General features: G+C 43.4%; 27 protein-coding genes. 9 read left to right on the top strand and 18 right to left on the bottom strand.

Features of this window, described 5'->3' with window-relative positions; genetic code table 11:
• Positions 1 to 79 precede the first annotated feature (79 nt).
• From pntB to R7P74_RS05760, 4 genes are all read right to left on the bottom strand, one after another.
• On the bottom strand, positions 80 to 1,456 hold the full coding sequence (pntB, locus tag R7P74_RS05775; protein ID WP_005376248.1) for a Re/Si-specific NAD(P)(+) transhydrogenase subunit beta: 1,377 nt from the start codon (positions 1,454 to 1,456) through the stop codon (positions 80 to 82).
• 8 nt (positions 1,457 to 1,464) lie between these two features.
• Entirely contained in the window at positions 1,465 to 3,021 is a 1,557-nt protein-coding gene (locus R7P74_RS05770; protein WP_225473054.1) for a Re/Si-specific NAD(P)(+) transhydrogenase subunit alpha, read from the bottom strand.
• A 434-nt stretch (positions 3,022 to 3,455) separates the two neighbouring features.
• Positions 3,456 to 3,737 carry an HlyU family transcriptional regulator gene (locus R7P74_RS05765; RefSeq protein WP_005376244.1) on the bottom strand — a complete coding sequence of 94 codons (282 nt, stop codon included), beginning with the start codon at positions 3,735 to 3,737 and terminating at the stop codon, positions 3,456 to 3,458.
• A gap of 41 nt (positions 3,738 to 3,778) precedes the next feature.
• On the bottom strand, positions 3,779 to 4,147 hold the full coding sequence (locus R7P74_RS05760; RefSeq protein ID WP_005376241.1) for a late competence development ComFB family protein: 369 nt from the start codon (positions 4,145 to 4,147) through the stop codon (positions 3,779 to 3,781).
• A 253-nt stretch (positions 4,148 to 4,400) separates the two neighbouring features.
• On the opposite strand from R7P74_RS05760, the gene R7P74_RS05755 reads away from it, so the two are divergent.
• On the top strand, positions 4,401 to 5,639 hold the full coding sequence (locus R7P74_RS05755) for a GGDEF domain-containing protein (RefSeq protein ID WP_258476955.1): 1,239 nt from the start codon (positions 4,401 to 4,403) through the stop codon (positions 5,637 to 5,639).
• 251 nt (positions 5,640 to 5,890) lie between these two features.
• On the opposite strand, the gene R7P74_RS05750 is transcribed toward R7P74_RS05755, so the two are convergent.
• The gene (locus R7P74_RS05750) at positions 5,891 to 6,850 is read right to left on the bottom strand and encodes a GGDEF domain-containing response regulator (RefSeq protein WP_258634430.1); all 960 of its coding nucleotides are present in this window, start codon (positions 6,848 to 6,850) and stop codon (positions 5,891 to 5,893) included.
• A 273-nt stretch (positions 6,851 to 7,123) separates the two neighbouring features.
• Here R7P74_RS05750 and R7P74_RS05745 point away from each other — a divergent pair, with 273 nt between their 5' ends.
• Positions 7,124 to 7,561 carry a DUF3069 domain-containing protein gene (locus tag R7P74_RS05745; protein WP_005376232.1) on the top strand — a complete coding sequence of 146 codons (438 nt, stop codon included), beginning with the start codon at positions 7,124 to 7,126 and terminating at the stop codon, positions 7,559 to 7,561.
• A gap of 76 nt (positions 7,562 to 7,637) precedes the next feature.
• On the opposite strand, the gene modC is transcribed toward R7P74_RS05745, so the two are convergent.
• From modC to R7P74_RS05725, 4 genes are all read right to left on the bottom strand, one after another.
• Complete coding sequence (gene modC / locus R7P74_RS05740; protein WP_054575980.1) at positions 7,638 to 8,744, bottom strand: molybdenum ABC transporter ATP-binding protein ModC; 1,107 nt, start codon at positions 8,742 to 8,744, stop codon at positions 7,638 to 7,640.
• Entirely contained in the window at positions 8,741 to 9,430 is a 690-nt protein-coding gene (gene modB / locus R7P74_RS05735) for a molybdate ABC transporter permease subunit (RefSeq protein WP_138940294.1), read from the bottom strand. Before modB ends, modC begins: the two co-directional genes overlap by 4 nt.
• 27 nt (positions 9,431 to 9,457) lie before the next feature.
• Positions 9,458 to 10,213 carry a molybdate ABC transporter substrate-binding protein gene (modA, locus tag R7P74_RS05730; protein WP_213877347.1) on the bottom strand — a complete coding sequence of 252 codons (756 nt, stop codon included), beginning with the start codon at positions 10,211 to 10,213 and terminating at the stop codon, positions 9,458 to 9,460.
• A gap of 69 nt (positions 10,214 to 10,282) precedes the next feature.
• Positions 10,283 to 11,734 (bottom strand): cobyric acid synthase, encoded by a 1,452-nt coding sequence (locus R7P74_RS05725; protein ID WP_238952654.1) that lies wholly within the window; start codon positions 11,732 to 11,734, stop codon positions 10,283 to 10,285.
• A gap of 155 nt (positions 11,735 to 11,889) precedes the next feature.
• On the opposite strand from R7P74_RS05725, the gene R7P74_RS05720 reads away from it, so the two are divergent.
• Both R7P74_RS05720 and R7P74_RS05715 read left to right on the top strand, forming a co-directional pair.
• Positions 11,890 to 12,264: a YgiW/YdeI family stress tolerance OB fold protein gene (locus R7P74_RS05720; protein WP_005376220.1), complete on the top strand. Its 375-nt coding sequence runs from the start codon at positions 11,890 to 11,892 to the stop codon at positions 12,262 to 12,264.
• Positions 12,265 to 12,418: 154 nt separating this feature from the next.
• Entirely contained in the window at positions 12,419 to 12,955 is a 537-nt protein-coding gene (locus R7P74_RS05715; RefSeq protein ID WP_017634623.1) for a hypothetical protein, read from the top strand.
• 129 nt (positions 12,956 to 13,084) lie between these two features.
• Here the strand turns inward: R7P74_RS05715 and R7P74_RS05710 are convergent, their stop codons facing one another.
• From R7P74_RS05710 to R7P74_RS05700, 3 genes are all read right to left on the bottom strand, one after another.
• Positions 13,085 to 13,768: an ATP-dependent zinc protease family protein gene (locus R7P74_RS05710; protein ID WP_206957541.1), complete on the bottom strand. Its 684-nt coding sequence runs from the start codon at positions 13,766 to 13,768 to the stop codon at positions 13,085 to 13,087.
• 11 nt (positions 13,769 to 13,779) lie between these two features.
• Positions 13,780 to 14,967, bottom strand: a complete 1,188-nt coding sequence (locus tag R7P74_RS05705; protein WP_017634625.1) for an amino acid aminotransferase — start codon at positions 14,965 to 14,967, stop codon at positions 13,780 to 13,782.
• Positions 14,968 to 15,122: 155 nt separating this feature from the next.
• On the bottom strand, positions 15,123 to 15,980 hold the full coding sequence (locus R7P74_RS05700) for an AraC family transcriptional regulator (RefSeq protein WP_054575975.1): 858 nt from the start codon (positions 15,978 to 15,980) through the stop codon (positions 15,123 to 15,125).
• 120 nt (positions 15,981 to 16,100) lie between these two features.
• Between R7P74_RS05700 and R7P74_RS05695 the strand changes: the two genes are divergently transcribed.
• Positions 16,101 to 17,486: an MATE family efflux transporter gene (locus R7P74_RS05695; protein ID WP_206957542.1), complete on the top strand. Its 1,386-nt coding sequence runs from the start codon at positions 16,101 to 16,103 to the stop codon at positions 17,484 to 17,486.
• 84 nt (positions 17,487 to 17,570) lie between these two features.
• On the opposite strand, the gene nrdG is transcribed toward R7P74_RS05695, so the two are convergent.
• Both nrdG and nrdD read right to left on the bottom strand, forming a co-directional pair.
• Complete coding sequence (nrdG, locus tag R7P74_RS05690; RefSeq protein WP_318122738.1) at positions 17,571 to 18,041, bottom strand: anaerobic ribonucleoside-triphosphate reductase-activating protein; 471 nt, start codon at positions 18,039 to 18,041, stop codon at positions 17,571 to 17,573.
• 84 nt (positions 18,042 to 18,125) lie between these two features.
• Entirely contained in the window at positions 18,126 to 20,246 is a 2,121-nt protein-coding gene (nrdD, locus tag R7P74_RS05685) for an anaerobic ribonucleoside-triphosphate reductase (protein WP_005388026.1), read from the bottom strand.
• A gap of 309 nt (positions 20,247 to 20,555) precedes the next feature.
• Here nrdD and R7P74_RS05680 point away from each other — a divergent pair, with 309 nt between their 5' ends.
• The gene (locus tag R7P74_RS05680; RefSeq protein ID WP_033907051.1) at positions 20,556 to 21,419 is read left to right on the top strand and encodes an endonuclease/exonuclease/phosphatase family protein; all 864 of its coding nucleotides are present in this window, start codon (positions 20,556 to 20,558) and stop codon (positions 21,417 to 21,419) included.
• A gap of 36 nt (positions 21,420 to 21,455) precedes the next feature.
• On the opposite strand, the gene R7P74_RS05675 is transcribed toward R7P74_RS05680, so the two are convergent.
• The 3 genes from R7P74_RS05675 to R7P74_RS05665 are packed head-to-tail and all read right to left on the bottom strand — an operon-like array spanning position 21,456 to position 22,620.
• Complete coding sequence (locus R7P74_RS05675) at positions 21,456 to 21,896, bottom strand: YeeE/YedE family protein (RefSeq protein WP_031781165.1); 441 nt, start codon at positions 21,894 to 21,896, stop codon at positions 21,456 to 21,458.
• Positions 21,897 to 21,910: 14 nt separating this feature from the next.
• Positions 21,911 to 22,324, bottom strand: a complete 414-nt coding sequence (locus R7P74_RS05670; protein WP_372058356.1) for a YeeE/YedE family protein — start codon at positions 22,322 to 22,324, stop codon at positions 21,911 to 21,913.
• A gap of 5 nt (positions 22,325 to 22,329) precedes the next feature.
• The gene (locus tag R7P74_RS05665) at positions 22,330 to 22,620 is read right to left on the bottom strand and encodes an ArsR/SmtB family transcription factor (protein ID WP_005376206.1); all 291 of its coding nucleotides are present in this window, start codon (positions 22,618 to 22,620) and stop codon (positions 22,330 to 22,332) included.
• A gap of 151 nt (positions 22,621 to 22,771) precedes the next feature.
• Here R7P74_RS05665 and R7P74_RS05660 point away from each other — a divergent pair, with 151 nt between their 5' ends.
• Entirely contained in the window at positions 22,772 to 22,900 is a 129-nt protein-coding gene (locus tag R7P74_RS05660) for a pyridine nucleotide-disulfide oxidoreductase (protein ID WP_143693460.1), read from the top strand.
• Between the two features lie 67 nt (positions 22,901 to 22,967).
• Positions 22,968 to 24,671: an FAD-dependent oxidoreductase gene (locus R7P74_RS05655; RefSeq protein ID WP_318122737.1), complete on the top strand. Its 1,704-nt coding sequence runs from the start codon at positions 22,968 to 22,970 to the stop codon at positions 24,669 to 24,671.
• A gap of 36 nt (positions 24,672 to 24,707) precedes the next feature.
• Here R7P74_RS05655 and R7P74_RS05650 read toward each other — a convergent pair whose 3' ends face one another.
• Positions 24,708 to 24,929 carry a hypothetical protein gene (locus R7P74_RS05650; protein ID WP_140049444.1) on the bottom strand — a complete coding sequence of 74 codons (222 nt, stop codon included), beginning with the start codon at positions 24,927 to 24,929 and terminating at the stop codon, positions 24,708 to 24,710.
• Positions 24,930 to 25,583: 654 nt separating this feature from the next.
• On the opposite strand from R7P74_RS05650, the gene R7P74_RS05645 reads away from it, so the two are divergent.
• A partial coding sequence (locus tag R7P74_RS05645) for a hypothetical protein (RefSeq protein WP_318122736.1) occupies positions 25,584 to 26,027 on the top strand: 444 nt, incomplete at its 3' end.

The following is a 26,027-nucleotide window of genomic DNA, read 5'->3' as shown; positions in this document are numbered from 1 at the left end:
TTTGCATTACTATAACATTGAAACGGAACAAAAAAGGGCCAGCGATTGCTGACCCTGTATAGTTTTAAATCAAGAATGGTTAAAGTGCTTTAAAAATAGACTCAACACTTTCTTTCGCATCACCAAATAGCATTGATGTATTTTCTTTGAAGAACAGTGGGTTCTGTACTCCTGCGTAACCAGTATTCATTGAGCGCTTGAATACCACTACGTTTTTCGCGTTCCATACCTCCAATACGGGCATACCAGCGATTGGGCTGTTCGGATCTTCCAGTGCGGCTGGGTTGACCGTATCGTTAGCACCGATAACCAATACGGTATCGGTTTCTGCAAAGTCATCATTGATTTCATCCATTTCAAGAACGATATCATACGGTACTTTTGCTTCAGCGAGTAACACATTCATATGCCCCGGTAGACGACCCGCTACTGGGTGAATCCCAAAGCGAACTTCAATACCTTGTGAACGAAGTACATCAGTAATTTCATGAACAGGGTATTGTGCCTGAGCTACTGCCATGCCATATCCTGGAGTGATGATTACTGATTTTGAGTTCTTCAACATCTCTGCAACTTCTTCAGCCGTTGTTTCACGATATTCGCCCTGCTCTTCGTCACCTGAAATCACTATCTCTTGACCAAAACCACCGGCAATAACACTGATAAACGAACGGTTCATTGCTTTACACATGATGTAAGAAAGAATCGCACCTGATGAACCTACCAAAGCACCTGTTACAATCAATAGATCATTTGCTAGCATGAAACCTGCTGCCGCTGCTGCCCAACCTGAGTATGAGTTCAACATAGAGACAACAACTGGCATATCTGCACCACCGATTGAAGCGACTAAATGGTAGCCGAATGCGAACGCGATCAAAGTCATCACAATAAGAGCGAACATGCTGCCATCTGCTTTTACGAAGTAGATCATAAGAAGCGTAGAAATAACAACCGCTGCGAGGTTCATTTTGTGCTTATGAGGCAGGTTAAGTGGCGACGAAGAAATCACACCACGCAGCTTACCAAATGCGACAATTGAACCGGTGAAAGTTACGGCACCGATGAACACACCCAAGAATACTTCTACAAGGTGGATAACATGCTCAGCATGTGTTGCTGCTTCTGGCGCATCTAGGTAGCTGTTGTAGCCAACTAAAACCGCAGCTAAACCTACAAAGCTGTGTAGAATCGCAACCAGTTCTGGCATCTCGGTCATTTCTACTTTCTTCGCATAGAAAATACCGATCGCACCACCTATCGCCATCGCGATAATGATCCAACCAAAACCTTGCGCATCTGGGCTAAAGATCGTCGCTATTAGCGCGATCGTCATACCAGCGATACCGTAGTAGTTACCATTACGAGCAGACTCTTGCTTTGAAAGCCCCGCCAAACTCATGATGAAAAATAATGCAGCAACAATGTAAGCTGCTTGTACTAATCCTGCAGACATTGTGACTCCTATTTATCTTTGCGGAACATTTCAAGCATACGCTTGGTGACGGTGAAACCACCGAAGATATTGATACTCGCGATCAATACGGCAATAAAAGATAGGAATGAAACGACGCCATTACCTTGTCCAATTTGCAGTAATGCACCAACGACAATAATGCCAGAGATAGCATTCGTTACTGACATTAGTGGAGTATGAAGTGCATGGGTAACATTCCATACTACGTAGTATCCGACAACACACGCTAGAACAAATACAGTAAAGTGAGAAAGAAACGCTGCCGGAGCAACCGATGCAACCCATGCAAAGGCTCCAACAGCCGCTGCCACACCAATAATTTTCTTCGTTGGAGACGTAGGTTCTTCTACTTTAGGCTCTGGCTTCACAGGCTGTTCTTGTTTCACTTGCGGCTGAACTGAAACCTGAATTGGTGGCGCTGGCCAAGTAACTTCACCTTCTTTCACCACGGTAACGCCACGGATAACAACATCTTCAAAATCAATATTGATGTTGCCATCTTTCTCTTTACACAGCAGTTTTAGAAGATTGACAAGGTTTGTCGCGTAAAGCTGAGAAGATTGTGTTGGCAAACGACCAACCATGTCAGTGTAACCAACAATTTTTACGCCGTTATCCGTCATGATAACTTGGTCTTTCACTGTATATTCACAGTTACCGCCATTAGCAGCTGCCAAATCGACAATAACACTGCCCGCTTTCATGCTGTCGACCATTTCTTTGGTGATCAACTTCGGCGCAGGTTTACCAGGGATGAGCGCGGTCGTAATAATGATATCAACATCTTTAGCTTGCTCTGCGTATAACTCTGCCGCTTTTTTGTTGAAGTCATCAGACATTTCTTTTGCGTAGCCATCCCCGGAGCCTGACTCTTCTTGAAAGTCAACGGTCAGGAACTCAGCGCCCATCGATTCAACTTGCTCTTTTACTTCTGGGCGGACGTCAAACGCACGGACAATGGCACCTAAGCTACCTGCAGCACCGATAGCCGCCAAGCCAGCGACGCCAGCACCCGCAACCAATACTTTCGCTGGAGGTACTTTACCGGCAGCCGTAATTTGACCTGTAAAGAAACGACCAAACTCATGAGCTGCCTCAACCACTGCACGATAACCAGCGATATTAGCCATCGAAGATAGCGCGTCTAAGGCTTGTGCACGTGAGATACGAGGAACGGAATCCATGGCAAGAACGTTAATGTTCTTACTTGAAAGTTGTTCCATCAACTCAGCATTTTGAGCCGGCCAAATAAAGCTAACCAGTGTTGCTCCATCTTGCAGTAACGCAATTTCGTCAATGCTTTGCTCATCATCCACAATTGGCGCATTAACTTTTAAAATAAGGCCAGATGCCCAAACTTCTTCACTAGAAACGATTTTCGCACCAGCTGCTTCATAAGCGGCATCATCGAAACTCGCTAGCACCCCCGCTTGGGATTCAATCGCGACATCGAATCCCAATTTTATTAACTGCTCAACCGACTTCGGCGATGCAGCCACTCGCGATTCACCCGCGAGTATCTCTTTAGGTACACCGATTTGCAAAACGCATACTCCTTGTATACATATCAATAAATTAGTCCCAAAACAGAGCGTCGCTCTACTCTAATTCTTTTTTATTTCTATCTGTTTACCACGCAAGACAATTGCAAACGAAAGATGATGTTTGGGGACACCCATTTGCACAATAACACCTTGACTAACAGCCCTGTTATTATTCTGTTTGTATCGAACGCGTCTCATTACTTCAAGTCTTTTGTAATTTAAATACTAAATTTCATTACATATAACGCTAAGTAATGAATGATTGTCGCTCTGTGCTCGAAAAATAACAACGCAACACCGTACTAGACTGAGGTCTAACCAGGTAACGATTAAATACTGACTTAACAGAGATTTATGCGTTAAAAAGAAAGAGCCACTAGCATATACACTAATGGCTCTTTTTAAGATGACTGGAATCAAATTGCAGTAAATTGCTAGTCGAAGATTTTATCGCCCATTTGATCAATAAACATTTGAGATTTCTTCAACATAAGGTCATTGGCATCTTGCTCTGAGCCAAGTAAATCGGAGCGAATAAACCGATGTGTTTTCACTTCATCATTGTCATGCTTTTCTATTCGACCAGCGATGCGATATTGTCCGCCCTCTGAAAGGCTCTCTGGGTAAATAAGGAAACCTTTATACTCAACTGGTTCGATATTTTTGGCTTCAACCGTTTTCTCACTACCACCAAACAAACGCGAAAAAAATCCCACGATTCCTCCTTGGGTCAACTCACTAGTCAACTGAGCGACTCTTACTTGATATTAACGTTAAGGATCGGTTTTTCATACCAATCCAACTCTTTGTCATCATCATAACTAGTATGGGAAAAAATTACAGGCACATCATACTCTCGGTTCTTACGCCTGTCTTCTTTCACCATTTCTGCGGCGTTTTTCACCGCTATATCCGCGCTTTGCTTAAACTGGCTTAATTTTTGTTCAGGAAGTGAAGACAAAAAATCAATATCATGACGGATATAGACAGGCTTGAGCTGGATAAGCGCAAGGCAAGCAATATCGGCTAACTGTTCGTTGTCATACTGTTCTAAAAATTCGGGCAAACTGAGAACCTGGCCTACTAATGTTTCCATGTAATTGTGTACATCTGAGCTTATCTGCATCTGTAAATCTCCTTTTTCCTATGAAATGAGTATAGCAACGACTTGTTTATAACAACTTATTGATTGCTCTTAATTTAATCAATCTCTCTCTTTTTGCCGTAATGTCTTCCAAAATACTTGGGAAAAGGAACAAATAGACGTATTCTTGCTAGTTCTCAAAGTTCGAAATTCAATAACGGATAAATATCCATATTGATAAAACGATTTACCTAACCAATTATATAGTCAACTATTTTCAGGCAGTTTGTAATAGATGTCCTCATCGTCAATGACTTCATCAGGCTTCAGATTCTTATTCCCTTTTTTGCTACTGGGCATAGTGAGTTCGGGCATGGACAGCATTATTCAGATGACTCAGGCAAACTGGGGCATTGCCGCAAACTTGCCGTACATACTATTAGGTTGTGCGCTACTCCTTTGTTATTCATTTAAGCAAGGCAGAGAGTCCATGGTGTGCTTGGCAATGTTGCTAGCCTACTTCGTGATACAGCACCGCCTACAAGTCCCGCTTCAAAGTGGTACCGCTTTACTTGAGCTAACCATTTTAGCCACGTTACTTCCTGTCTCGTTTCTTACGGTATTTTTGTTTAGTAAAGAAGGTTTTGACTCTAGAGCCATGTTGACTTACATCTTGATGTTAGCAATGTTCGTTCTTTGGTCTTATCTAACGCTAGCATATTACGTTGAAGGAGGGTTTGAACAATGGACAAGCGGTATTTTATTTATTGTACCGACGGTCTCTAAACTGCCTTTAATTCTTGTTTTATATTGCGTGGGTATTGTCTGTTTTCTTGGAATCCTTGTTTTAAAGAAGAATGAAATTATCCATGCGATGACCTACTCTGCCATGGTATTGGCGTCTGCGACGTTCATTTTCTTTGATGTGCAGTACATATCAAGCACCATGTTTACGCTAACAGGGCTGCTTATCATTATTTATGCCGCTTCCGCTAGCCATCAACTGGCTTTCACCGATAGCCTAACGCTGATTCCGAGCAGACGTGCACTTGATCTCGATCTAAAACACATGGGTAAGAAGTTCACGATCGCAATGCTTGATGTTGACCATTTTAAAAAGTTTAACGACACCTACGGTCACGATACTGGTGATGACGTTCTAAAAATGGTCGCTTCGCGCCTCACTAAAACCCCAGGCGGCGCAAAAGTTTATCGATTTGGCGGAGAAGAATTTACCATCGTTTTTAAAGGCAAATACACTGACGAATGTAAGAACTTTTTGGAAGAAGCTCGCAAATCGATTGCAGAATACGAGATGATATTACGCGATGAAGAATCTCGCCCTGAGAACCATAAACAAGGACAAAAACGTCGTGGTAGCAACAGTTCGAAAAGAAAGTCGGTTTTTGTTACCGCAAGTTTCGGAGTTGCTGATAGCCGGAATGGGCAAGCTCCTCTGGACGTTATTAAATCAGCGGACGAAGCACTTTACAAAGCGAAAAAGGCCGGACGTAACTGCATAAAGCTTCGTTAGGCCCTAACCAATCGTGAAAGTTAACAAGCTTGTCTGGGTTTAAAACAAAACCGAACTTCCCCATCAGCATAATAACTGCACTCATCGTTGCCACTATCCCGATGTCATCTATCTAATCAAAGGTATAAGGTATACGCCCGATTGCGAAATTCCGTTCGCACTGTTTGCCTATCTTACTTTGAGTTAGCTTTAAAATAACCACCAAAAAGTGACAACGCAACAAAAGGAGCAGTATTCATAAGGTTTTGTTTTTAAAAAGAATTAACTACAGTATGTGTGTTTCTTCCCAAAGACTTCGAGGTATATAGTGCTTTATCAACGGTTGCATACAAGTCTGATTGCACTTCTTTCCCTGTCGGTTGAAAAACAAAAACACCCTGTGACACTGTCACTCTATTTGACACACTAGAATACTCATGTGGGTAATCGAGAAAATACATAGCCTCTTGTATACGCTCGGCTTCTCTTTCTGCTGTTTGAGTGTCGGTACACCCTAGCAACACAACAAACTCTTCTCCACCATATCGACCTACATATTCCCCAGAGCGACAAAAAGTAGCCTTGAGTTGATTCGCAATCGCTTGCAAGCAACGATCGCCTTCAATATGACCGTAATTATCATTAAACGGTTTAAAAAAATCGACGTCCAATAGAATCAAAGCCATTGGCATGTTGTGACGGCCATGCCATGCAACCATCGATTCCAACTTATGGTCGATATAACGGCGGTTATAGAGTTTGGTTAGGCCATCTTCATTCGCTTGCTGAGTCAAAAGTTGATTAACCTGCTCCAATTGAGCTGTCGCTTGCTTAAGCTCTCGTCTCATATGAGCAATACGCTGCATTGCGATAAGTTTAGAGTTCAGTACCAGTTTATCTACCGGCTTAATTAAATAGTCATCACCGCCCGCATCTATGGCTTTAGCAATCATTTCTGGCTCTTCGTGACTACTCAAGAAAATAATTGGGATCCAATCCGGAAACGTTTCTCTTATATGAAGAGAGACTTCAAAACCGTTCATATCTGGCATTGATATATCGAGTAACACCAGTTCCGGATCAAAACTCTCATAGGTATTTAACGCCTCTAGTCCACTACCTACGGCTTTTACAATATGTCCAAGTTGCTTTAGACGAATAGCCAGCTGCATCCTGTCTAGCTGAACATCGTCAACCAGAAGGATTCGCATCGATGTCCCTATCGGTTGCATAACGCGTTCCATTTTTAATTATGTCTTTATTAAACATATACCATACTCATAGAGTTGTTGCATTCGACTCATAATTAAGTGCTATATTTTTGTTTGAATATCACGGAATCCATTGCATAAAGCAATTAGACTGAACGTTACCCTATCTAATCATGGCCTGTGAGCAGAAGTTCAACAAACTCATTCACTTTGGTCATCTTGCGGACTAATGGGTATAGCTATTTGATGCATTTGGTATTAATATTCCCGCCTTTTTGTAATGAGAGACACACCATGTCAGAAGCAACTAACAGCGAAAGCAAAAAAATCGATCTAGCCAGCATTTCTCCAGAGCTACGTAAAGTTATCGAATTTGACGAAGTTCCAGAGCAAATGTTCGAAATGGTTACCTCTATCCATGAAGTGTCTGAAGAAGCGGTACGTGAATCATGGGACGAAATGCCAGCAAGTGCACAGAACATTCTAGACAACTTTGAACAGTTTCATGCTCTAGTTTCTGTAGGCCAAGCATTCGCTGGTATTAATGTGATGGAAGAGTTTCCGACTCTTAATCTGCCAGAAAACATGACAGATGAAGATAAAGAAGAATACCGTGCTCAACTACTTGATAATGTGCTTCACAACTGTGTGAAAGACATGGTTAAGCAACTTAAGAAAGCACGTCGTGACCCACTTCTTAAGCGTGAATTCAAAGAAGTATTCGCGAAGTAATTCCGACATTCTTCTAGTAACAAAGGCCGCACTTTGCGGCCTTTTTTGATCATGAAGCGTAAATCAGTCTAAACGGTTAATGAGGCGCTAGTGCCATATCTTTTTGTGTCACACTGACACCTTTAATTTGCGCAAAAACACGGCTACCAACTTTTAGGTTGAGATCGTCAAGGGCCCACGGTGTGATCGTTGCCCACAAATAACATTTCTCGTCTAGCTTGAGTGATACATTAATACTCTGTTTGTCATCGGCTGCGTTAAACACTTCGATGGAATCGACAATAGCAGGCAGAATATTTCGAATCGACGTCGCCTTGGGCTGCTCGAGCGTGATAGAAACGTCGTTGGCACGCACTTGCAAGCGTATTGGCGTGTCTGGTGTTCCGTCAATCTTTTGCACCCACAGGAATACATTAGGTGCAAGGTTGATACAAGTCAGTGCATAACGTTCATGATGTTCAGCAATCCGGCCTTCAAATAAGCTGCTTTGATCTGAGAAAGATTGCCATGGACGCATAGCATGAGAAGCCCACACTTCCTCAAGCTTACCTGAACTCGAAATTTTACCTTGGTCAATAATTGCAAGGTGCTGAGCAAGCCTTAAAATTTCCTGGAGACTGTGTGTGACATAGATAATAGGGATATTTACCTTCTCCGACAACTCCTCGAGAAAAGGCATTACCTCACGCTTTCTTGGCATATCGAGTGAGGCAAGTGGCTCATCCATCAAAAGCAAATTGGGCTTAGATAGCAATGCGCGCGCAATCGCAACACGTTGCTTTTCACCACCAGAAAGTGATACCGGAAAGCGCTTTAGTAACGGTTTGATAGACAAGAGTTCGGTGACTGCATCAAAATACTCGTCATCTTTTTCTTTAACGCCATATAACAAATTGCCTTGAACCGAATAGTGAGGAAACAAACGTGAATCCTGAAACACATAACCAATACCACGCTTGTGCGTTGGTAGGTTGATTCCCTGTTCACTGTCAAACAAAACATGCTCACCAACCGCAACATACCCTTGCCTTGGAGTGACCAATCCGCTGATGATGTTAATCAACGTCGTTTTACCTGCACCAGATCGTCCAAACAAGGCACTAATTCCGTTACAGGGTAACTTAAGTTTGATGTCGAAGTCAGTCTCACCAAGCATTTGTTTAAATTGGACTTTAATCGTCATTGCTTCGCACCCAATCTACTTGCCGCTTTACGATTTAGCCATTCCGAGATCATTAATGTAGACAAGGCTAACGCGATAGAAATGATACACAGACGAGCCGCCTGCATTTCTGCACCTGGCGTTTCAATAAAGTTGTACATTGCCAGCGGAATCGTTTGGGTCTCACCCGGAATGTTAGAGACGAAACTGATCGTCGCCCCGAATTCGCCAAGACTACGAGCAAATGACAGCATCGTGCCCGTAATAATTCCGGGAATGGTCAGTGGTAACGTGATGGTGAGAAACACTTTTAAAGGAGAAGCGCCTAACGTAGAGGCTGCGTGCTCCAATTTAGGGTCGACGCTATCTAAGCTTAAGCGTACTGAACGAACCATCAAAGGCAAAGCCACGACAAGACAAGCGACTACTGCCCCTTTCCAATTAAAGCTAAAGACTACCCCTAAGTTTTCATAGAGCCACTTTCCAAGGAACCCTTGTCGTCCTAAAGAAATCAACAACAAATAGCCGATTACCACTGGCGGCAATACCAGTGGTAAATGAATTAAGCTATCGAGAATCGATTTACCAAAGAACGTTTTTCGAGAAAGTAGCCAAGCAAGAAAAACGCCGAGAGGAATCAGCCAAAGTACTGCGTACGCGCCTACTTTGAGGCTTAACATTAAGGCTTGGTATTCCAGTTCTGTCACGCTTCGTTCCTATAATTGAAGGCCGGTTTATTGCTGAAAGCCATATTGAGCAAAAACGCGTGCGGCTTCGTCCGATTTTAGGTACTGGAAGAACTGCTCCGACTCAGTAGAATCATTCACAATTGCAGCCGGGTAAACAATAGCCGCATGCGTATCACTCGCAAATTCGCCGAGAATTTTGACTTTATCAGTTAACTGAGCATCGGTTTTGTAGACCACACCTAAAGGCGCTTCTCCACGTTCAACCAACGCCAAAGCTAAGCGCACATTCTTTGCTGGTGCGACGTGAGTTTGAACCGCTTTCCATACACCCAGTGTAGTCAATGACTCTTTCGCGTACATACCAGCAGGTACTGACGTCGGATTGCCTAAAGCAAGACGATTTCCATGCAATGCCTTCTCCCATGCCTTTGCATCAGAAAAGTTAAATGAGGTTAATTCTGAAGACTGAGGAGCAATCAACACTAAGCTATTGCGCACTAGATTTGTGACATTGTCACGATAAATGACGTCTTTATCGACCAAATAATCCATCCATTTTGTGTTCGCAGAAATGAATACATCCGCTGGTGCGCCATTGATAATTTGTCGAGCGATAGAAGAAGAACCACCATAAACGGGAGTGATAGAAACGTCATACTTTTCTTCAAAGTTTTGCGCGATTTCGTTAATCGCATTCGTCATAGAAGAGGCTGCATACACTTTTAGGTTCGTTGCTGCGTTTGCTGAAAATGAAATGCTTAATACTGCCGCAAGGCAAGCATACTGTTTCCATGCTTTCATAGAGATACTCCAATACAAGGCAAGCGAAAGAACAGGTTATTTAAATATAAAGTTCAATCAGTTAATGGGCTATTTAAACAAAAAATCAAGGCGTATATGTTGTTCTATCGCATCTGCGATGCGATTAATGCCTTGCTCCTTTAACTCTTCAAAGTCTTGTTGTTTGATTTGGGTGCCGTTTACCCATTCTGATACCAGGCTTAAGACATCTGCCTCGTCAAAGAACCCGTGAAGGTAGGTTCCCATGATTTGGCCACACTCGCTGATCGCCCCCTCCGCTTCACCGGAACTGAATGTAAAAGGTTGCAGGCCCCGTACTTCACTTCGCCCTACGTGGATTTCATAACCCTTTACATTGGCTGTTTTGCCGTTAAGAGAAAGCTGTGCTTGTGTGTTTGTAAGCTGTTTGCTGTTAGTTAGCGTCGTAGTGATATCAAGCAAGCCAAGTCCTTCGCTTTGACCTGGTTGGCCTTCGACGCCGTTTGGATCATCAATCAAGTTTCCAAGCATCTGGTAGCCACCACAGATACCAATCACTTTTCCACCAAGACGAATATGACGCAAGATATCTTTATCCCACCCCTGGCTTCTTAGATAATCCAGATCGTCTCTCACTGATTTGGTCCCAGGCAAAATAACCAGGTCGGCTTTATCTATTTTTTCGCCTTTACCTACATAACGTAGATTGATGTCTGGATTCAATCGCAGCACATCAAAATCAGTATGATTACTAATCCGGGTTAAAACAGGCACAACAACATTCAGTTTTACCTCAGAGTGCAACTCTTGCTGCGCAGTGATCGCGTCTTCTGCTTCTAAATTCAAACCATGAAGAAAAGGAAGTACACCAAGTACAGGTTTACCTGTTTTTTCTTCTAGCCAATCGAGGCCCGATTGCAATAAACGAATATCACCTCGAAAACGGTTGATAACAAATCCTTTTACTCGCGCTTGTTCAGATTCAGAAAGTAACGCAAGTGTTCCGTACAAATGTGCAAACACTCCACCACGATCAATATCAGCAACAATGATCACTGGTACATCAGCGGCCTCAGCAAAACCCATGTTTGCAATATCGCCTTCTCGTAAATTGATTTCAGCAGGACTCCCCGCGCCCTCGATAATAATCGAATCAAATTCTTGAGTCAGACGAGAGAAGGAATCTAACACCGTGTCCATCGCCACTTTCTTGTAATCATGAAAGCCAGCCGCATCCATATTGGAAATCGCCTTACCCTGCAAAATGATCTGAGCACCTGTATCACTGTTAGGTTTAATTAAAACCGGATTCATATGTACGGTTGGCTCAATATTACACGCCTGTGCCTGAACGGCCTGTGCTCGACCTATTTCACCGCCATCTTTGGTTACCGCACTATTTAGTGCCATGTTTTGTGGCTTAAATGGGGCAACATTTATCCCTTTTCTTGCTAATACACGGCATAAACCTGCCACAAGGACACTTTTTCCGGCATCCGAAGTGGTGCCTTGAACCATTAAAGATGGGATCGCTGATTTCATGAACATTCGTAAGGAATAGAGGAAGATGAACAATCATAACGTCATCGTCCCCACTTACTCAAGCAAATGAATAGAATATGAATGTTGAAATCATCATTGGTTCAAACAAGCCCTGTTTTAATGACCCCATCAAAACAAACCGATGAGGATGTAACATGAAAAAGAATACAATTATCGCAACAATCGCCGCCTTAGCTATTGCTCCTTCTATCGCGTTCGCGAAAGATAACGCTCAAAACCAATCAAACTTGCAGTTTAACGGTCCTGTCACTGTGGAAAAATTGGATGCCTTGCTAAACGACTCCAATATGTTTACTGAAAAAGATGTGGTCGTTGAAGGTAACTTATTGCGTCAAGTTCGCGCGGATAAGTTTGTCTTTAGCGATGGTTCCGGTGAAGTGATGGTCGAACTCGATGACGATATTCAGCTAAATACTCCGATTGATCACACGACTAAAGTCCGTCTGTTTGGCGAATTTGAAGGCGGGAACAAACCAGAGATTGAAGTCGAACAACTCGTAGTCATGTAAAACAACCCCCGATTGCTGTGCATATCAACATGATGTAGTGACGATTACAGCTAAATAGTGACGGCAAGCACTTAAAATGATAGCTTTATCAATCTTGGTCTGCTTTTTGCAGACCATTTTTTTGTTCATTTTAATCATCTTGCCCGGAGACACCATGCTAGGTAAAGCTCTAAAGGTTGCAGCCTTTGGTTTGTGTGCTATTTTGCCACTTTCCGCACATGCAAATAATTTCAACTACAACACGATGGAATTTCGCATGGGCACTAGCCCTGGTACATTTGGTGGCGAGTTCAATACCTACTTTACAGAGAATACCCATTTCATTGCTCGCGCAGACAGTGAGTTTAGCGGAGACTGGGACATTGCTGGTGGTATAGGCTTTAATGGGCCAGCAGGCCAATTTGCAGATATTTATGGCCAAATGTTGGTACACAACATTAAAGAGAACGGCAGTGATAAAGTGGGTGACGAGTGGCGCACGGAAGTGAATATTGGTACTCGTATTTGGTTTATGCAAAATGTTGAGCTACATGGCCGTATCGGCCAAATCATAGATAATGACGATTCGAACACCATTTACAATCTGGGCGCACGATTCCACTCAACTCAGCAACTATCGCTTGGTGCAGATTTCAAAAATAATGGTGTCTATGGCCAGCAAATTGTAATGTCTGCTCGTTTTGCATTTTAGTGGACATGACTATGACTACCAGGGCATCACAAGCAAGCATATGATTCAATAAAAATGGCCTCCAATTTTGGAGGCCATTTTTTGTTAATCACGAATTATTAGCTTCTAGCAGAAACTAGCTGTAATACATCAGTTTTTAGCGGTTTTTTTAGGTTTATCTTGCACATATTTTTTCGATACATCTACAACGGCGATATCTCTAAAAAAGCTTCGACCAAGCAAAATTGGAAACGTCATATGTCCGCGATCGGCTAACGTAAACTCTGTCTTTTCTTTGTGATCCCCAACGGTAATGTAGGCTTTTACCACCGCTCGTTTATCCACCTCTTCTGACGAAGACTGCTTAACTTTAGCCCAGCGCTCAACGGGTACTTTAAATTCTTTGGTGTCTTTGTCACCTAAATCTATCTTAAATTTAACCCAGTCTTTACCATCACGCTCAAACGGAACAATGTCAGTCGCACTAATTGATGATGTTGTCGCACCTGTATCGACTCTAGCCTTGAAAGTCTGGTCAATTTCAGGAACATAAACCCATTCTTCAGAACCAAGAATTAACATGCCATCGGGTGTTTTTGTGACCTTGACTGGCTTCTTAGGCTTTGGTTCCGGCTTTTTCTCAGGTTTCGCTTCTGGTTTGGGCTCCACCTCAGGCTTTGGATCTACCTCAGGTTTCACTTCTGGCTCGACTTTAACGGGCGCTTCGACCTTTGGCGACTCTGGCTCAACAGGTTCCTGTGTCGTTTGAGTTGACGTACAAGCAATTAAACTGCCGCTCATCATAAGCGGCAGAATCAGTTTCCAGTTTTTCATCCACACTCCAATTAAGCTTGAGATACTTTCTTAATTGCGTCCGCTACGTATGGAATATGAGTTTCGGTAAGTCCGGCAATGTTAATTCGACCATCGCCAACACCATAAATGCCATAATCTTCACGCAGTTGCGCCATTTGGTTTCCACTAAAGCCTAGCACAGTAAACATGCCTTTGTGACCCTCAATGAAATCAAATTGATCTGTATTATGGTTGTTTCTCAACTCGTTACACAAACTTTGACGAAGGCTAACCAAACGATGTTGCATTTCACTCAATTCTTGCTTCCAAACGGAAGTGAGATTGTCATCTTGCAGAATGGTCTTGACTAAAGCTGCACCATGGTCGGGTGGCATCGTGTAAGTCGAGCGAGCTAGAGTGAGGAGTTTACCTTTTGCATTGGTTACATCATGCATGTTCTTACCAACCACAATCGCTGCACCAGTTCGTTCACGGTACAGACCAAAGTTCTTCGAACATGAAGTAGTAATCAACATCTCTTCAACGTTATCTGCCATAAAACGAAGACCTTTTGCGTCTTCTTCTAGGCCATCACCGAAGCCTTGGTAAGCAATGTCCACAAATGGGATGAAACCGTTCTTCTGCGACAATTCTGTAATGGCTTGCCAAGCAGAGAAGTCAATATCTGCACCAGTTGGGTTGTGGCAACAACCATGAAGAAGTACCACATCTGAAGGCCCAGCTTTCGCAAGATCATCCATCATTTTTGCGGTGTCTACTTGTTTCGTTTCCGAAGAGAAATAGTGGTAGAACTTAACTTTAAGGCCTGCTGCTTCCATCACTGGCTTGTGGTTTACGTAGCTTGGGTTGGAAATCCAAACCGTCGTATCTGGCTGTGCGATCTTCATTAGATCACCGAGCATACGCAGCGCACCACTTGCACCTGGCGTTTGAATAGCTGCAACACGATCCATTGCAGACGTTCCCGTCAGCAGCAAATCGATCATGCTTTTATTAAATTCTTCGCAACCCGCAAGACCAACATAAGACTTGGTTTTTTGAGTTTCAACAACGACATCCTGCGCCATTTGAATGGCTTTCATAATCGGCGTTTCGCCTGCGCTGTTTTTGTATACGCCAATGCCAAGGTCAACCTTGTTTGGACGTTCATCGTTACGGTATGCAACGGATAGAGATAAAATAGGATCTAATACGGGAGTTGGGAGATTAGAAAACATGAAAGTCATAACCCTTTGAAATTCAAGTACCGAACCTCACGTTAACACCATCGCAAAAAATGACGAAATGATTTTTCACTTATTTCATCAATTAGAGAACAAAATTCTGGATTGCGGTGAGTTTTGTGCGCTCTATCGTTCAGAAAAAGAACGATTCACTCCTCGTCGTACCAATCCACTCTACCGTTTTTTCTAAACTCTCTTGGTGTCATGGTTGACCACGCTTTAAAACGTGTACTAAAGTTTGCGCTGGTCGGATATCCGACTATTTCTCCAATATGCTGAATTGGCCATTCTGTTGAACGAAGTAACCTAGCAGCATATTCCATGCGCATACGCGTTAAATGTGCCATTGGGCTTCGACCAAACTGCTTTTGAGTCAGTCGATGCAAATGAGGCTCCGAACATGGATATAGAGCCGCCACCTGCTCAACGCTCCAATCCTTATGGAGCTGACGTTGGACAAGGTCAAATACACGCCGAAGCCTCAATTGGCTGCGTGATATCGACTCTGAGGGCGGCATGTTTAACATCAGCTCTAACTGAGCCACACTATGCTCACCTACCGCACCACCATAATCGATTGGAAGGTGAATGCTGCGTAGTAGTGTTTGGATACATGCATACATCACTTCAGGTGTAGATGAAAGCTGATAGCGAACATCGCATTCTAATATCGGCCACTCTCTATCAGTAGCAAGAAAAAGCCACGCGATCTGCCAAGGTTCTTCTTCTATACCAAAACCGTTTTCAACACCTGCGGGTACTGTAATCAACGAGCCCGGCTCCAAATCGTATCGATAAGTCCCACTCTCTAGCCACCCTTTACCACGCACCGTATAGAGCAGCATGTGTTTCTTTTGGTTTTTACGATAAACAGAGAAGAAGTCACGACAAGTGGCAATGCCGCACTGCACAATGCCTCTCTCCTCAAGTGCTAATACTCGACTGTGATCAATAAACTCTTGATAAGTTTTTTCTGAAATCGCGTAGCGTTCTTGTTTATCTTCCATGATTTATTGGCTCACATGTGCGTTAGTAGAGAGTTTTACAAAGGTTTTGGATTCCTTTGAAAAATACACCGCCAAATCATGAGGATAAACTACTCGCATTAATCTTTAAGGAGAAATGCGATGCTCTTAACACGCGAATACATCGATAAAGCATTTTGGCAAAAGCTGATTACGATTGGCCTACCTGTTTCACTTCAGTCCATGCTTTTTGCTTTGCTCGGCGTCGTGGATATTTTCATGGTAAGCCTACTCGGAGAATCTGCAACGGCAGCAGTTGGAGTTGGAAATCGTATCTTTTTCTTCAACCTAGCGGTTGTCTTTGGCCTGTGCGGTGCAGTTACCGTACTTGCTTCTCAATACTACGGCTCAGGAAACCTAGCCGGAATTCGCAGAACGTTGGCGCAATCTTGGTTTATTTCCATTTTGGTGACGCTGCCGTTTATCGTTCTTTATGCGATTTTTGATGAAGAGATCGTCTCTTTTATGTCAGACGATCCTGAATACGTCACTTATGCACGTGATTATCTTGTGGTTACGGGCTTTAGCCTCATTGCTACGGCGATAGTAGTACCGATTGAAGCGGTATTGCGCTCCGTGGGCCAAACCAAACTGGCAACCAACGTTAGTATCTCCGCCATTGTCGTTAACGTCGCGCTTAATTATGTTTTGATTTTTGGTTTATTTGGTTTCCCTCAATGGGGCGTATTTGGTGCAGCCGTAGGTAGTTTTGTTTCTCGATTTTTCCAAACCGCCGTCTTGATTTATTTTTTCTACAAACGATATGCTTACCTAATTCCGACTAAGTTCGATTGGGTACAAGGCCGCTTAAAACAGTATCGAAAAAAGTACTTTAAGGTTTCTTTACCCATGTTGGTCCACGATGCACTTTGGACTGGTGGATTGATCGTTTACAGCATCATCTATGGTCAATTGGGCGTTTCAGAACTGGCGATCATCTCATTCTTATCACCGATTGAAGGGGTACTGATTTCAACCTTTATGGGATTTGCGGTCGCTGCATCCGTTCTTCTTGGGAATGATATTGGTGCAAAACATTATGACCGAGTCGAGAAAACGGCGTGGTGGTATGTGTTAACCAGCGCAATCTTAGCCACCTTGCTGTTTTTCCTAGTGTGGTTGAGCTCGCCCATGATTCATCACCTATTGGTACTGAGCCCGTTAACCGATGCAGACATGGCACTTAACGTATGTTTAGTCATGGCGCTAGGTATGATTTTGAGGGTGTTTAACATGGTTGGAATTGGCGGCGTACTAAAGAGTGGCGCTGATATTCGCTATAGCATTTTCATCGACACGTTCGGTCAGTGGGCTATTGGCATCCCCCTTACTTATCACACAGGCATGGTGTTAGGGCTGCCTTTGCATTTTGTCTTGATGTCTCTGCTCGCGGAAGAGTTAGTGAAAGGCGTACTGACGACTTACCGTATTCAATCTAAACGTTGGATAAATAATATGGTTGAAGATGACCAATCGGTGACAGCGTAACCAAAAAGACATTAACGAACTCACACCAAAAGGGCTCACCCGTTATGCACGCGTGAGCCCTTTTTATGTGCGGAGAATGCTTGATTAGATGTCCGTAAAGCGATGAATGATTTGGTTTGAACTGCCACGCCATTCGAGATTGAGGTCTTTCTTGTCTTGTTCAAACTTACCATCAATCAAAACATCGATGTATTGCACCACTTCCCTTTGCGCGTTATTCAGTTCCGTCAGCGTGTAGCCAGTCCAAACCCAAATGTCTTTACCTGGGCACTCCTCTCTCACCCTTTTCACTATCTTCAAAATATAAGGCACATTAGCAGGGTGAAGCGGATCTCCACCCGACAACGACAAGCCACGGCGTTTGATACGCGTGTCGTTTAAGTCAGCGATGATTTTGTCTTCCGCTTCTTGCGTGAAAAGTACACCAGAATCCAAACGTTGCGTCGACTGGTTATAACACCCACGGCACTGATGCACACAACCCGACACAAACAGCGTGCAGCGCGTACCCGGTCCGTTAACAACGTCAATTGGATAGTATTGGTGGTAATTCATAATGCGTCTCTGTGTTATCGCGAAAGAGAAAATCAACCTGTTTAAAGTTGATTTTCAAAGTGTTAAAACGAGTGGTAGTAAACCTTACAGGTGTTTAACTCGGCGCTTCACTTCTTCTTGCTTACCGAAGTTAAACGGGCGTGCATCTGGGCTGCCTAGGTAGCCACAAACTCGACGTGTTACTGATACTTTAGTTGAGTCATGGTTACCACAGCTTGGGCAAGTGAAGCCTTTACTTGTACAGTCAAACTCGCCGTTGTAGCCACACTCGTAGCACTCATCAATTGGCGTGTTTGTACCGTAGTAAGGCACTCGGGTGTAACTGTAGTCCCATACGTTTTCTAGTGCTTCAACGTTACGTTGCATGTTCGGGAACTCGCCGTAACAGATAAAGCCGCCGCTTGAGATTTCTGGGTAAGGCATCTCAAAGTCGATCTTGTCGTATGGGTTCACCTTCTTCTCAACATCTAGGTGGAAGCTGTTGGTGTAGTAACCTTTGTCTGTTACGCCTTCAATTACGCCGAACTCTTTCGCATCGATGCGGCAGAAACGGCTACATAGGTTTTCACTTGGCGTTGCATATAAGCTGAAGCCATAACCTGTTTCGTCAGCCCATTGATTCACAGCATCTTTTAGATGCTTGATGATCGCGACCGCTTTTTCACGCAAAACAGCGTCATCATAAACGTGCGCTTCTGTACCGAATAGCGCGTTAATTGTCTCGTGTACACCGATGTAACCAAGAGAAATAGACGCACGACCGTTCTTGAAGATATCTGCGATTGAGTCGTCTGCTTTCAAGCGAACACCACATGCGCCTTCCATGTATAGGATTGGGGCCACACGTGCTTTCACGTTTTCAAGGCGAGAGATACGTGTCTCTAGTGCTTTACGAGCAAGACGTAGGCGGTCATTTAGAAGCTCGTAGAATTTCTCTTCGCTTCCGTTTGCACGGATAGCGATACGAGGAAGGTTCAAGCTCACGACGCCAAGGTTGTTACGACCTTCGTGAATCAGCTCACCGTTTTCTTCGTAAGTACCAAGGAAGCTACGGCAACCCATTGGCGTTTTGAATGAACCGGTTACTTCCACTACTTTGTCGTAGTTAAGAATGTCAGGGTACATACGCTTAGACGCACACTCAAGCGCAAGTTGCTTGATGTCGTAGTTTGGATCTTCTGATTTGTGGTTCAAACCATCTTTGATGCCGAATACAAGTTTAGGGAATACCGCTGTTTTACGGTTCTTGCCTAGACCTGCAATACGATTCTTCAGAATCGATTTCTGGATAAGGCGGGATGCCCAGCTTGTACCAAGACCAAAACCAAACGTAACGAATGGTGTTTGACCGTTCGCCGTGTGTAGCGTGTTTACCTCGTACTCTAGAGATTGGAACGCGTCGTAACACTCTTTCTCAGTGCGTGCTTTTGCGAACTCTTCTGGCTCAGCAATGTTCCACTCTTTTGCGATCTCTAGGTGTTTCTCGTAGCTTGTGATTACGTACGGTTCTAGAACCTCATCAATACGGTTGATGGTTGTACCGCCGTAAATGTGGCTCGCGACTTGAGCAATGATTTGCGCTGTTACCGCTGTTGCAGTCGAAATTGATTTTGGCGTATCAATCTCAGCGTTACCCATTTTAAAACCATGCGTCAGCATGCCTTTAAGATCGATAAGCATACAGTTAAACATTGGGAAGAACGGTGCGTAGTCTAAATCGTGGTAGTGAATGTCACCCACTTCGTGCGCTTGAACCACATCGCGAGGAAGAATGTGCGTCTTCGCATAGTGTTTCGCTACGATACCAGCCAACAAGTCACGTTGAGTCGGAATTACTTTGCCGTCTTTGTTCGCGTTCTCGTTGATTAGATCCAGATTACTTTCTTCAATCAAACCTTCGATTTCGCGAGTTAGTGCACTTTGCTTCTCACGAGCGATGTCGCGATCGTGGCGATATTCAATGTAAGAACGCGCTAGGGCTTTGTAAGGACCTTGCATGAGTTCATTTTCGACTAAGTCTTGAATCTCATGGATGTGAACTTCATCGTGTTCTCTTAACTGTAACTCGACAGCAAGAGCCACATTAAGAGCATAAATAGCGACATCTTTATCTTTGTTTTCCGCTGCTGCTTCAACTGCTGCTTGGATACGATCCCTGTTGAACGGAGCTCTTGATCCGTCGCGTTTGATTACGATTGGTTTCACCTTGTTCTCCTTACCCGAGCATACTCACAGAGTTATCCACAAACACACTATATGGGGTTATTTTTTATTCTAGCAACACAATATATTGTGGCGTATTTAACGAGAAGCACCACTCGAAAACATTGATTTTGATCAATAAAGATTGGCTAGCGAACAAGAAGAAATCGATCTTATTGGCGTTGATCTCAGTTGCGAAGAAAACCATGAAAATTGCAAAATTGGTACTAAATCTACTTGCTATTTTTGGAGGTCTTGTAGGATAAAGGATGGAAAGGAATACGCTAAAAGATAGGAGTGCAACAGGCCAAAATGCGATCACTTTTTGTTACGTTAATATTACTTTTTAGTTCTCTTTCATTTGCTCAAAACTCCATCAATCTAACCAGTTGGAACATAGAATGGTTATCTATAGATGGTGGAAAAGTGTCGAGAACACCACAAGATTTTGAAAAACTGACCCACTATGTGGATAAAACACAAGCCGACATTCTTGCTTTTCAAGAAGTCGAAAGCGTCGCTGCAATGCAAAAAGCTGTTGGCAATGACTTCACTATCTATCTTTCCGATCGTTCAAACGCCTCCAACCGACACCTTCAGTTTAACGACACCAACCAATACACAGGCTTTGCCGTGCGCAATGGCGTAAGCGTATTAGACAAGCCAGACTTCTCTATCACACGAGGCAACAGCAAGCTGCGCTTCGCGAGCTACCTTGTTTTAAATCCAAACCAAGAAAACGAGACTCACCTACTCTCTGTACATCTGAAAGCGGGTTGCAGTGGCGCGTATCGTAATAACCGCGATTGTAAGATAGTGAAACAACAAGGACAGGCACTAGCTAAGTGGATAAAGGCGCGCGAGGACAACAAACAACATTATGTCGTGCTTGGCGACTTTAACCACAACTTGGGTTATCAAGGAGATTGGTTGTGGGACGTGATATCGGACAATACTAGTGCAAAGCTAGTGACTAAAGAGACTAAAGCGGAATGTAAAGTGCGTTCTAATCGTAATCCGAATAAAACCCACCAATTCCGCTCGGTGATAGACCACATTATTGTGAGTGGTGATTTAAAGGCGTCGTCTGGTGTTCAAACCGTTTTCAAAACACAAGATGTACTCGACTATAAACTGAGTGACCATTGCCCGGTTTCTACGACACTCACTTTTTAGCGTTTAAGTACTATTTTTAACGTTGAAGTACTTTCTTTATTGACGAACCACTCTTTTAGCGGTGAATGACCCAGCCAACATTGCCACTATAAAGAGCAGAACTTGTGTGTTGCCAGTGAAAAGGCTGGCAACCGCAGGACCAGGACACACACCCAGTAACCCCCAACCAATACCAAACAGTACAGCACCACCGACTAACTTTTTGTCTATCGCTTTAGAAGTTGGGCATACAATCTCATCACCAAACACAGATTCGCTTCTTGGCTTTATTAATAAAAGATAAGCTGGAACGAACACCGCAAGTGCTCCGCCCATTACAAAGGCTAAGCTTGGATCCCATGCTCCAGTAATATCGAGAAAGCCAATCACTTTTGCCGGTTCAGCCATACCAGAGACCACCATACCAATACCAAAGAGCACACCAGAAAATGCAACAACGGACATTTGCTTAATACTTTTCATTACATGAGTTTTCATAACGGCACTATTCCTCACGATACTAGCAAGACGGTTAACATGGCTGTGGCCATAAAAGTACACGTCGCGACCACAGAACGGATTGAGAAACGCCCTATCCCACAAATGCCATGACCACTAGTACAACCATTGCCGATACGCGTACCGACACCGACTAACAAGCCAGCAACGATAACTAAAACAACAGAACCGCTGTACTGTTCTGGTACATGCCCGCCAAGAACATAAACAGCAAACACGCCACCTAATACCATCGCAATTAAAAAAACAATGCGCCAAACGCGATCTGCGTTCTCAACGGCACCGTTTAAGATCCCACTGATCCCAGCAGTCTTGCCAGTAAATAGCATCAGTGTTATCGCTGATACGCCAACTATTATGCCGCCCAACAGCGACATCCAAGGAACTTCAAACATAGCAACCGCCAAACTAATTACTTACAGAAAACTTGCTTAAAGGCCTCAACCAGCGGACCAACTCTTTCATCAGAAATTGAATAGAATACCTGCTGAGAAACTTTTCTAGCTTTAATAATGTCGTGCTTTCTCAATACGGTGAGATGTTGTGAAAAAGCAGATTGGCTTAATGATGAACCTTCAAAAAGTTCACCGACCCCTTTCTCGCCTTCAATCAGCTTACACATCACGATTAGGCGCTCTGGATGAGCCATAATTTTAAGCAGCTCACTCGCTTCGGTCGCACTTTGTAGCATACTGTCGCCCATTCTTATGCCTCTTCATTACTACATTACATTTTATTAGATATTACTAATTAATATTATTAAGTCAATGCTAATGTAGATTAAATAACATTAGACTTAGCTAATTTATTTAAGTAAGGTGTAGGCGTTTTCGATCATTCAGCAGGAGAAATCCATGAGCAAAATCGTGATTATTGGTGGGGTTGCTGGCGGTGCATCTGCAGCAGCTCGCGCTCGTCGTCTTAGTGAAGACGCAGAAATCATTATGTTTGAACGCGGTCCATTTGTGTCATTAGAAAAGTAAATAATAAACCACTCTTTTTAGAGAGAGTGGTTTATTAAGTACTTTCGATTAAATTTGGAGTTAGGTAATGACAAAGATTCTTATTGTTGGTGGCGTTGCTGGTGGAGCATCAGCCGCAGCTCGTGCTCGTCGCTTGAGTGAAGATGCAGAAATCATCATGTTCGAAAGAGGAAGTTTCGTCTCGTTCGCCAATTGCGGCTTGCCATACCACATAGGTGGCGACATTAAGGATAGAAGTAAGCTCCTCTTGCAAACTCCAGAAAGCTTCTTAGCTCGATTTAACGTTGATGTTCGTGTTATGAACGAAGTCATATCCATTGATCGACACAACAAGCAGGTTACTGTTAAGAACCTATTGGATAATAGCGAGTATACTGAAAGCTATGACTTCTTGCTCCTTAGCCCAGGTGCAGGCCCTATCGTACCGCCTATCCCTGGTATTGATAACCCGCTGACGCATTCCCTGCGTAACATCCCAGATATGGATCGTATCATTCAAACCATCCAGATGAACAAGCCAGAGCACGCTACGGTTGTCGGTGGTGGATTCATCGGTCTAGAAATGATGGAAGCCTTCCACCAATTGGGAATTAAAACCACGCTAATTGAGATGGCAGATCAGGTAATGACACCTGTCGACCGTGAAATGGCGGGCTTTGCTCACGCTGAAATTCGTCAAAAAGGTATTGACCTTAAACTAGGCGTTGCTCTCCAAGCTATCGAGTACGTGCCGAACGAGCATATAGCCAGCATCGGTTCTGGTGAAGATACCGAACACCAGCATATTGAAGGTGAACTAAATCTTACTCTAAGCAATGGTGAGTCACTAACCACTGACATCTTAATCATGGCTATCGGTGTGCGCCCTGAGACTAAGTTAGCAAAAGAAGCAGGGCTTCAAATTGGTGAACTAGGTGGTATCTACACCAATGAAATGATGCAGACTAGCGATCCTAGCATCTACGCTGTTGGTGATGCAGTCGAAGAAAAAGACTTTGTTACAGGTGCACAAACTCTAGTTCCACTTGCTGGCCCTGCTAACCGTCAAGGTCGTATGGCCGCCGACAACATGCTAGGACGCAGTGAAACCTATCAAGGTACACAAGGCACCGCTATCTGTAAGATATTTGACCTCGCAGTTGCCTCAACAGGCAAAAACGAGAAACAACTTAAACGTGATGGTGTTGAGTACGAAAAGGTCTACGTTCATACCGCTAGCCATGCAAGTTACTACCCAGGTGCTGAGATTGTCTCGTTGAAGATGTTGTTCGATCCAAAAACAGGCAAAATCTTTGGTGCGCAAGCAGTGGGTAAAGATGGTGTCGACAAACGAATTGATGTGATGGCGGTTGCACAGCGTGCAGGCATGACTGTCGAGCAGCTTCAACACCTTGAGCTCACTTACGCGCCGCCGTATGGCAGTGCCAAAGATGTGATCAACCAAGCAGCCTTTGTGGCAAACAACATCATTAACGGTGACGCCACTCCGATTCAATTTGATGAAATGGACTCATTGACAGACGAGCAAGTCCTGCTCGATGTACGTAACCCTGGCGAACTTGAAAATGTTGGCTTTATCAAAGATGCGATCAACATTCCTGTAGACCAATTGCGTCACCGTATGGATGAACTACCAAAAGACAAGGAGATCGTAATCTATTGTCAAGTTGGGTTACGCGGTAACGTTGCATACCGTCAGTTAGTTAATAACGGCTTCAAGGCCCGTAACCTGATTGGCGGCTATCGCACTTACAAGTTCGCCACCGCATAAGGTAATCCAAACACTGCCCTTTTCCTTTGGAGCACTCTATGTGCTCCTTTTTTGTTTATGAAGCAAAGAAGTAGGTAATGCTACTTTTTTCGCTGAACAAGCTTTACAACACTCTTTTTTATCCAGCGTTGCTGAAGGGGAATCAGGTTTCTCTTTACTGACCTGCTTTGCTGCCAAATTAACAGCGTTTGCAAACGATTCAGCTAACTCAGAAGTATAAACTTTCCTAGCTCTTCGCTGTTTTACCTTACCTGCCATACACCCTCCACTTAGCACGCGACATCAACTCGACAAGTTCGACGAAGTCGGCCAACATACTTACATAGTCAACCTTAAGCATAATGGTGTTTCCTCTCCTACTCAATCAATTTGGTTCGATTCGTTAATTATTTACTTAATCAATCCAAGACAAGAAACCACTACTCCATACCTTTTAAAAGGTAATAAGTTGACTAACTCTAATTTTATATTATACGAAAATTAAGTTATCCCAACATATTCCCATTATAAGCAATTTACTTTTTAATAATCCAACGGTACATAATTTACTTTATACAACACAAGTTAATTAATTCCCTAAAAAATTAAAATTATACTAAATATTAATTTTAATGTCAGTTGAACAAATACCATATAACGAATTAAATATAGAACAGGAACTCTCTGTTTATTCCCATCTGTAAATTTTGACACTGCTCTCCATGAGTGCGAGAAGGAGAATAATCACAATGGTTCCACTAAATTAAAAAACACGGAAACAAGCCAGTACTAATTATTTCTCGTTCCTCGAAATTAATTAGCAGCTTGTCCTGCGGAGCTTCCTCGCTAACGCTGCGGTGCTCGAACCTTACGGTTCTGCGCTTGTCGCTCCGCTCCTCCTTACCACTAATAAAAATAATAAAGGTAATCAGTATGATTAATTTTGAATTAAGCATCAGAGAAAAGCTAGACCAAATGAGCAGTGCAAAACTCATCGAACAACGTCAGCTCGTAATTGAAATGCAGGGTGACTACCGTCATCTGAGGGATTCTGATGAGCAACTTGAAGTTCTAAAACTTATTGAACAGCGTATCAATAAACCAAACCGCGGCAGACCACGGAAATCAGCAGAATCAAAATGCAGTGAACAGGTCAAAATCAATATAACTCCGCAGGAAAGAGCAGAACTCGAGTACCGTAGAACAAAGCTAGGCTACAAATACCTATCCACTTACATGCGTGATATCACTCTGAACCTTACACCAGATCTGCAAGTCAGCCAGATTGAGAGGCCCAGCATTGATGAATGTGTTCTTGAATCTATCAATGAAGATATCCAGTTCTCAAGCGTTCAACTGATGCATGCCCTGCAAGAG

It is taken from the genome of Vibrio sp. 2033, assembly GCF_033339735.1.
Note: the sequence above shows the minus strand (reverse complement) of the source record. Positions and strands in the feature narration are given on the sequence as shown.

Coding starts and splice junctions, on each gene's coding strand:
- R7P74_RS05750 (WP_258634430.1), bottom strand. CDS start 6,850: ATGCAACCGATAGGGACATCGATGCGAATCCTTCTGGTTGACGATGTT.
- modA (WP_213877347.1), bottom strand. CDS start 10,213: ATGAAAGCATGGAAACAGTATGCTTGCCTTGCGGCAGTATTAAGCATT.
- nrdG (WP_318122738.1), bottom strand. CDS start 18,041: ATGAATTACCACCAATACTATCCAATTGACGTTGTTAACGGACCGGGT.
- R7P74_RS05755 (WP_258476955.1), top strand. CDS start 4,401: ATGTCCTCATCGTCAATGACTTCATCAGGCTTCAGATTCTTATTCCCT.
- R7P74_RS05760 (WP_005376241.1), bottom strand. CDS start 4,147: ATGCAGATAAGCTCAGATGTACACAATTACATGGAAACATTAGTAGGC.
- R7P74_RS05655 (WP_318122737.1), top strand. CDS start 22,968: ATGACAAAGATTCTTATTGTTGGTGGCGTTGCTGGTGGAGCATCAGCC.
- R7P74_RS05650 (WP_140049444.1), bottom strand. CDS start 24,929: ATGGCAGGTAAGGTAAAACAGCGAAGAGCTAGGAAAGTTTATACTTCT.
- R7P74_RS05705 (WP_017634625.1), bottom strand. CDS start 14,967: ATGTTTTCTAATCTCCCAACTCCCGTATTAGATCCTATTTTATCTCTA.
- R7P74_RS05700 (WP_054575975.1), bottom strand. CDS start 15,980: ATGGAAGATAAACAAGAACGCTACGCGATTTCAGAAAAAACTTATCAA.
- R7P74_RS05695 (WP_206957542.1), top strand. CDS start 16,101: ATGCTCTTAACACGCGAATACATCGATAAAGCATTTTGGCAAAAGCTG.
- R7P74_RS05660 (WP_143693460.1), top strand. CDS start 22,772: ATGAGCAAAATCGTGATTATTGGTGGGGTTGCTGGCGGTGCATCTGCA.
- R7P74_RS05665 (WP_005376206.1), bottom strand. CDS start 22,620: ATGGGCGACAGTATGCTACAAAGTGCGACCGAAGCGAGTGAGCTGCTT.
- R7P74_RS05675 (WP_031781165.1), bottom strand. CDS start 21,896: ATGAAAACTCATGTAATGAAAAGTATTAAGCAAATGTCCGTTGTTGCA.
- R7P74_RS05710 (WP_206957541.1), bottom strand. CDS start 13,768: ATGAAAAACTGGAAACTGATTCTGCCGCTTATGATGAGCGGCAGTTTA.
- R7P74_RS05725 (WP_238952654.1), bottom strand. CDS start 11,734: ATGAAATCAGCGATCCCATCTTTAATGGTTCAAGGCACCACTTCGGAT.
- R7P74_RS05745 (WP_005376232.1), top strand. CDS start 7,124: ATGTCAGAAGCAACTAACAGCGAAAGCAAAAAAATCGATCTAGCCAGC.
- modC (WP_054575980.1), bottom strand. CDS start 8,744: ATGACGATTAAAGTCCAATTTAAACAAATGCTTGGTGAGACTGACTTC.
- R7P74_RS05680 (WP_033907051.1), top strand. CDS start 20,556: ATGCGATCACTTTTTGTTACGTTAATATTACTTTTTAGTTCTCTTTCA.
- R7P74_RS05720 (WP_005376220.1), top strand. CDS start 11,890: ATGAAAAAGAATACAATTATCGCAACAATCGCCGCCTTAGCTATTGCT.
- R7P74_RS05715 (WP_017634623.1), top strand. CDS start 12,419: ATGCTAGGTAAAGCTCTAAAGGTTGCAGCCTTTGGTTTGTGTGCTATT.
- pntB (WP_005376248.1), bottom strand. CDS start 1,456: ATGTCTGCAGGATTAGTACAAGCAGCTTACATTGTTGCTGCATTATTT.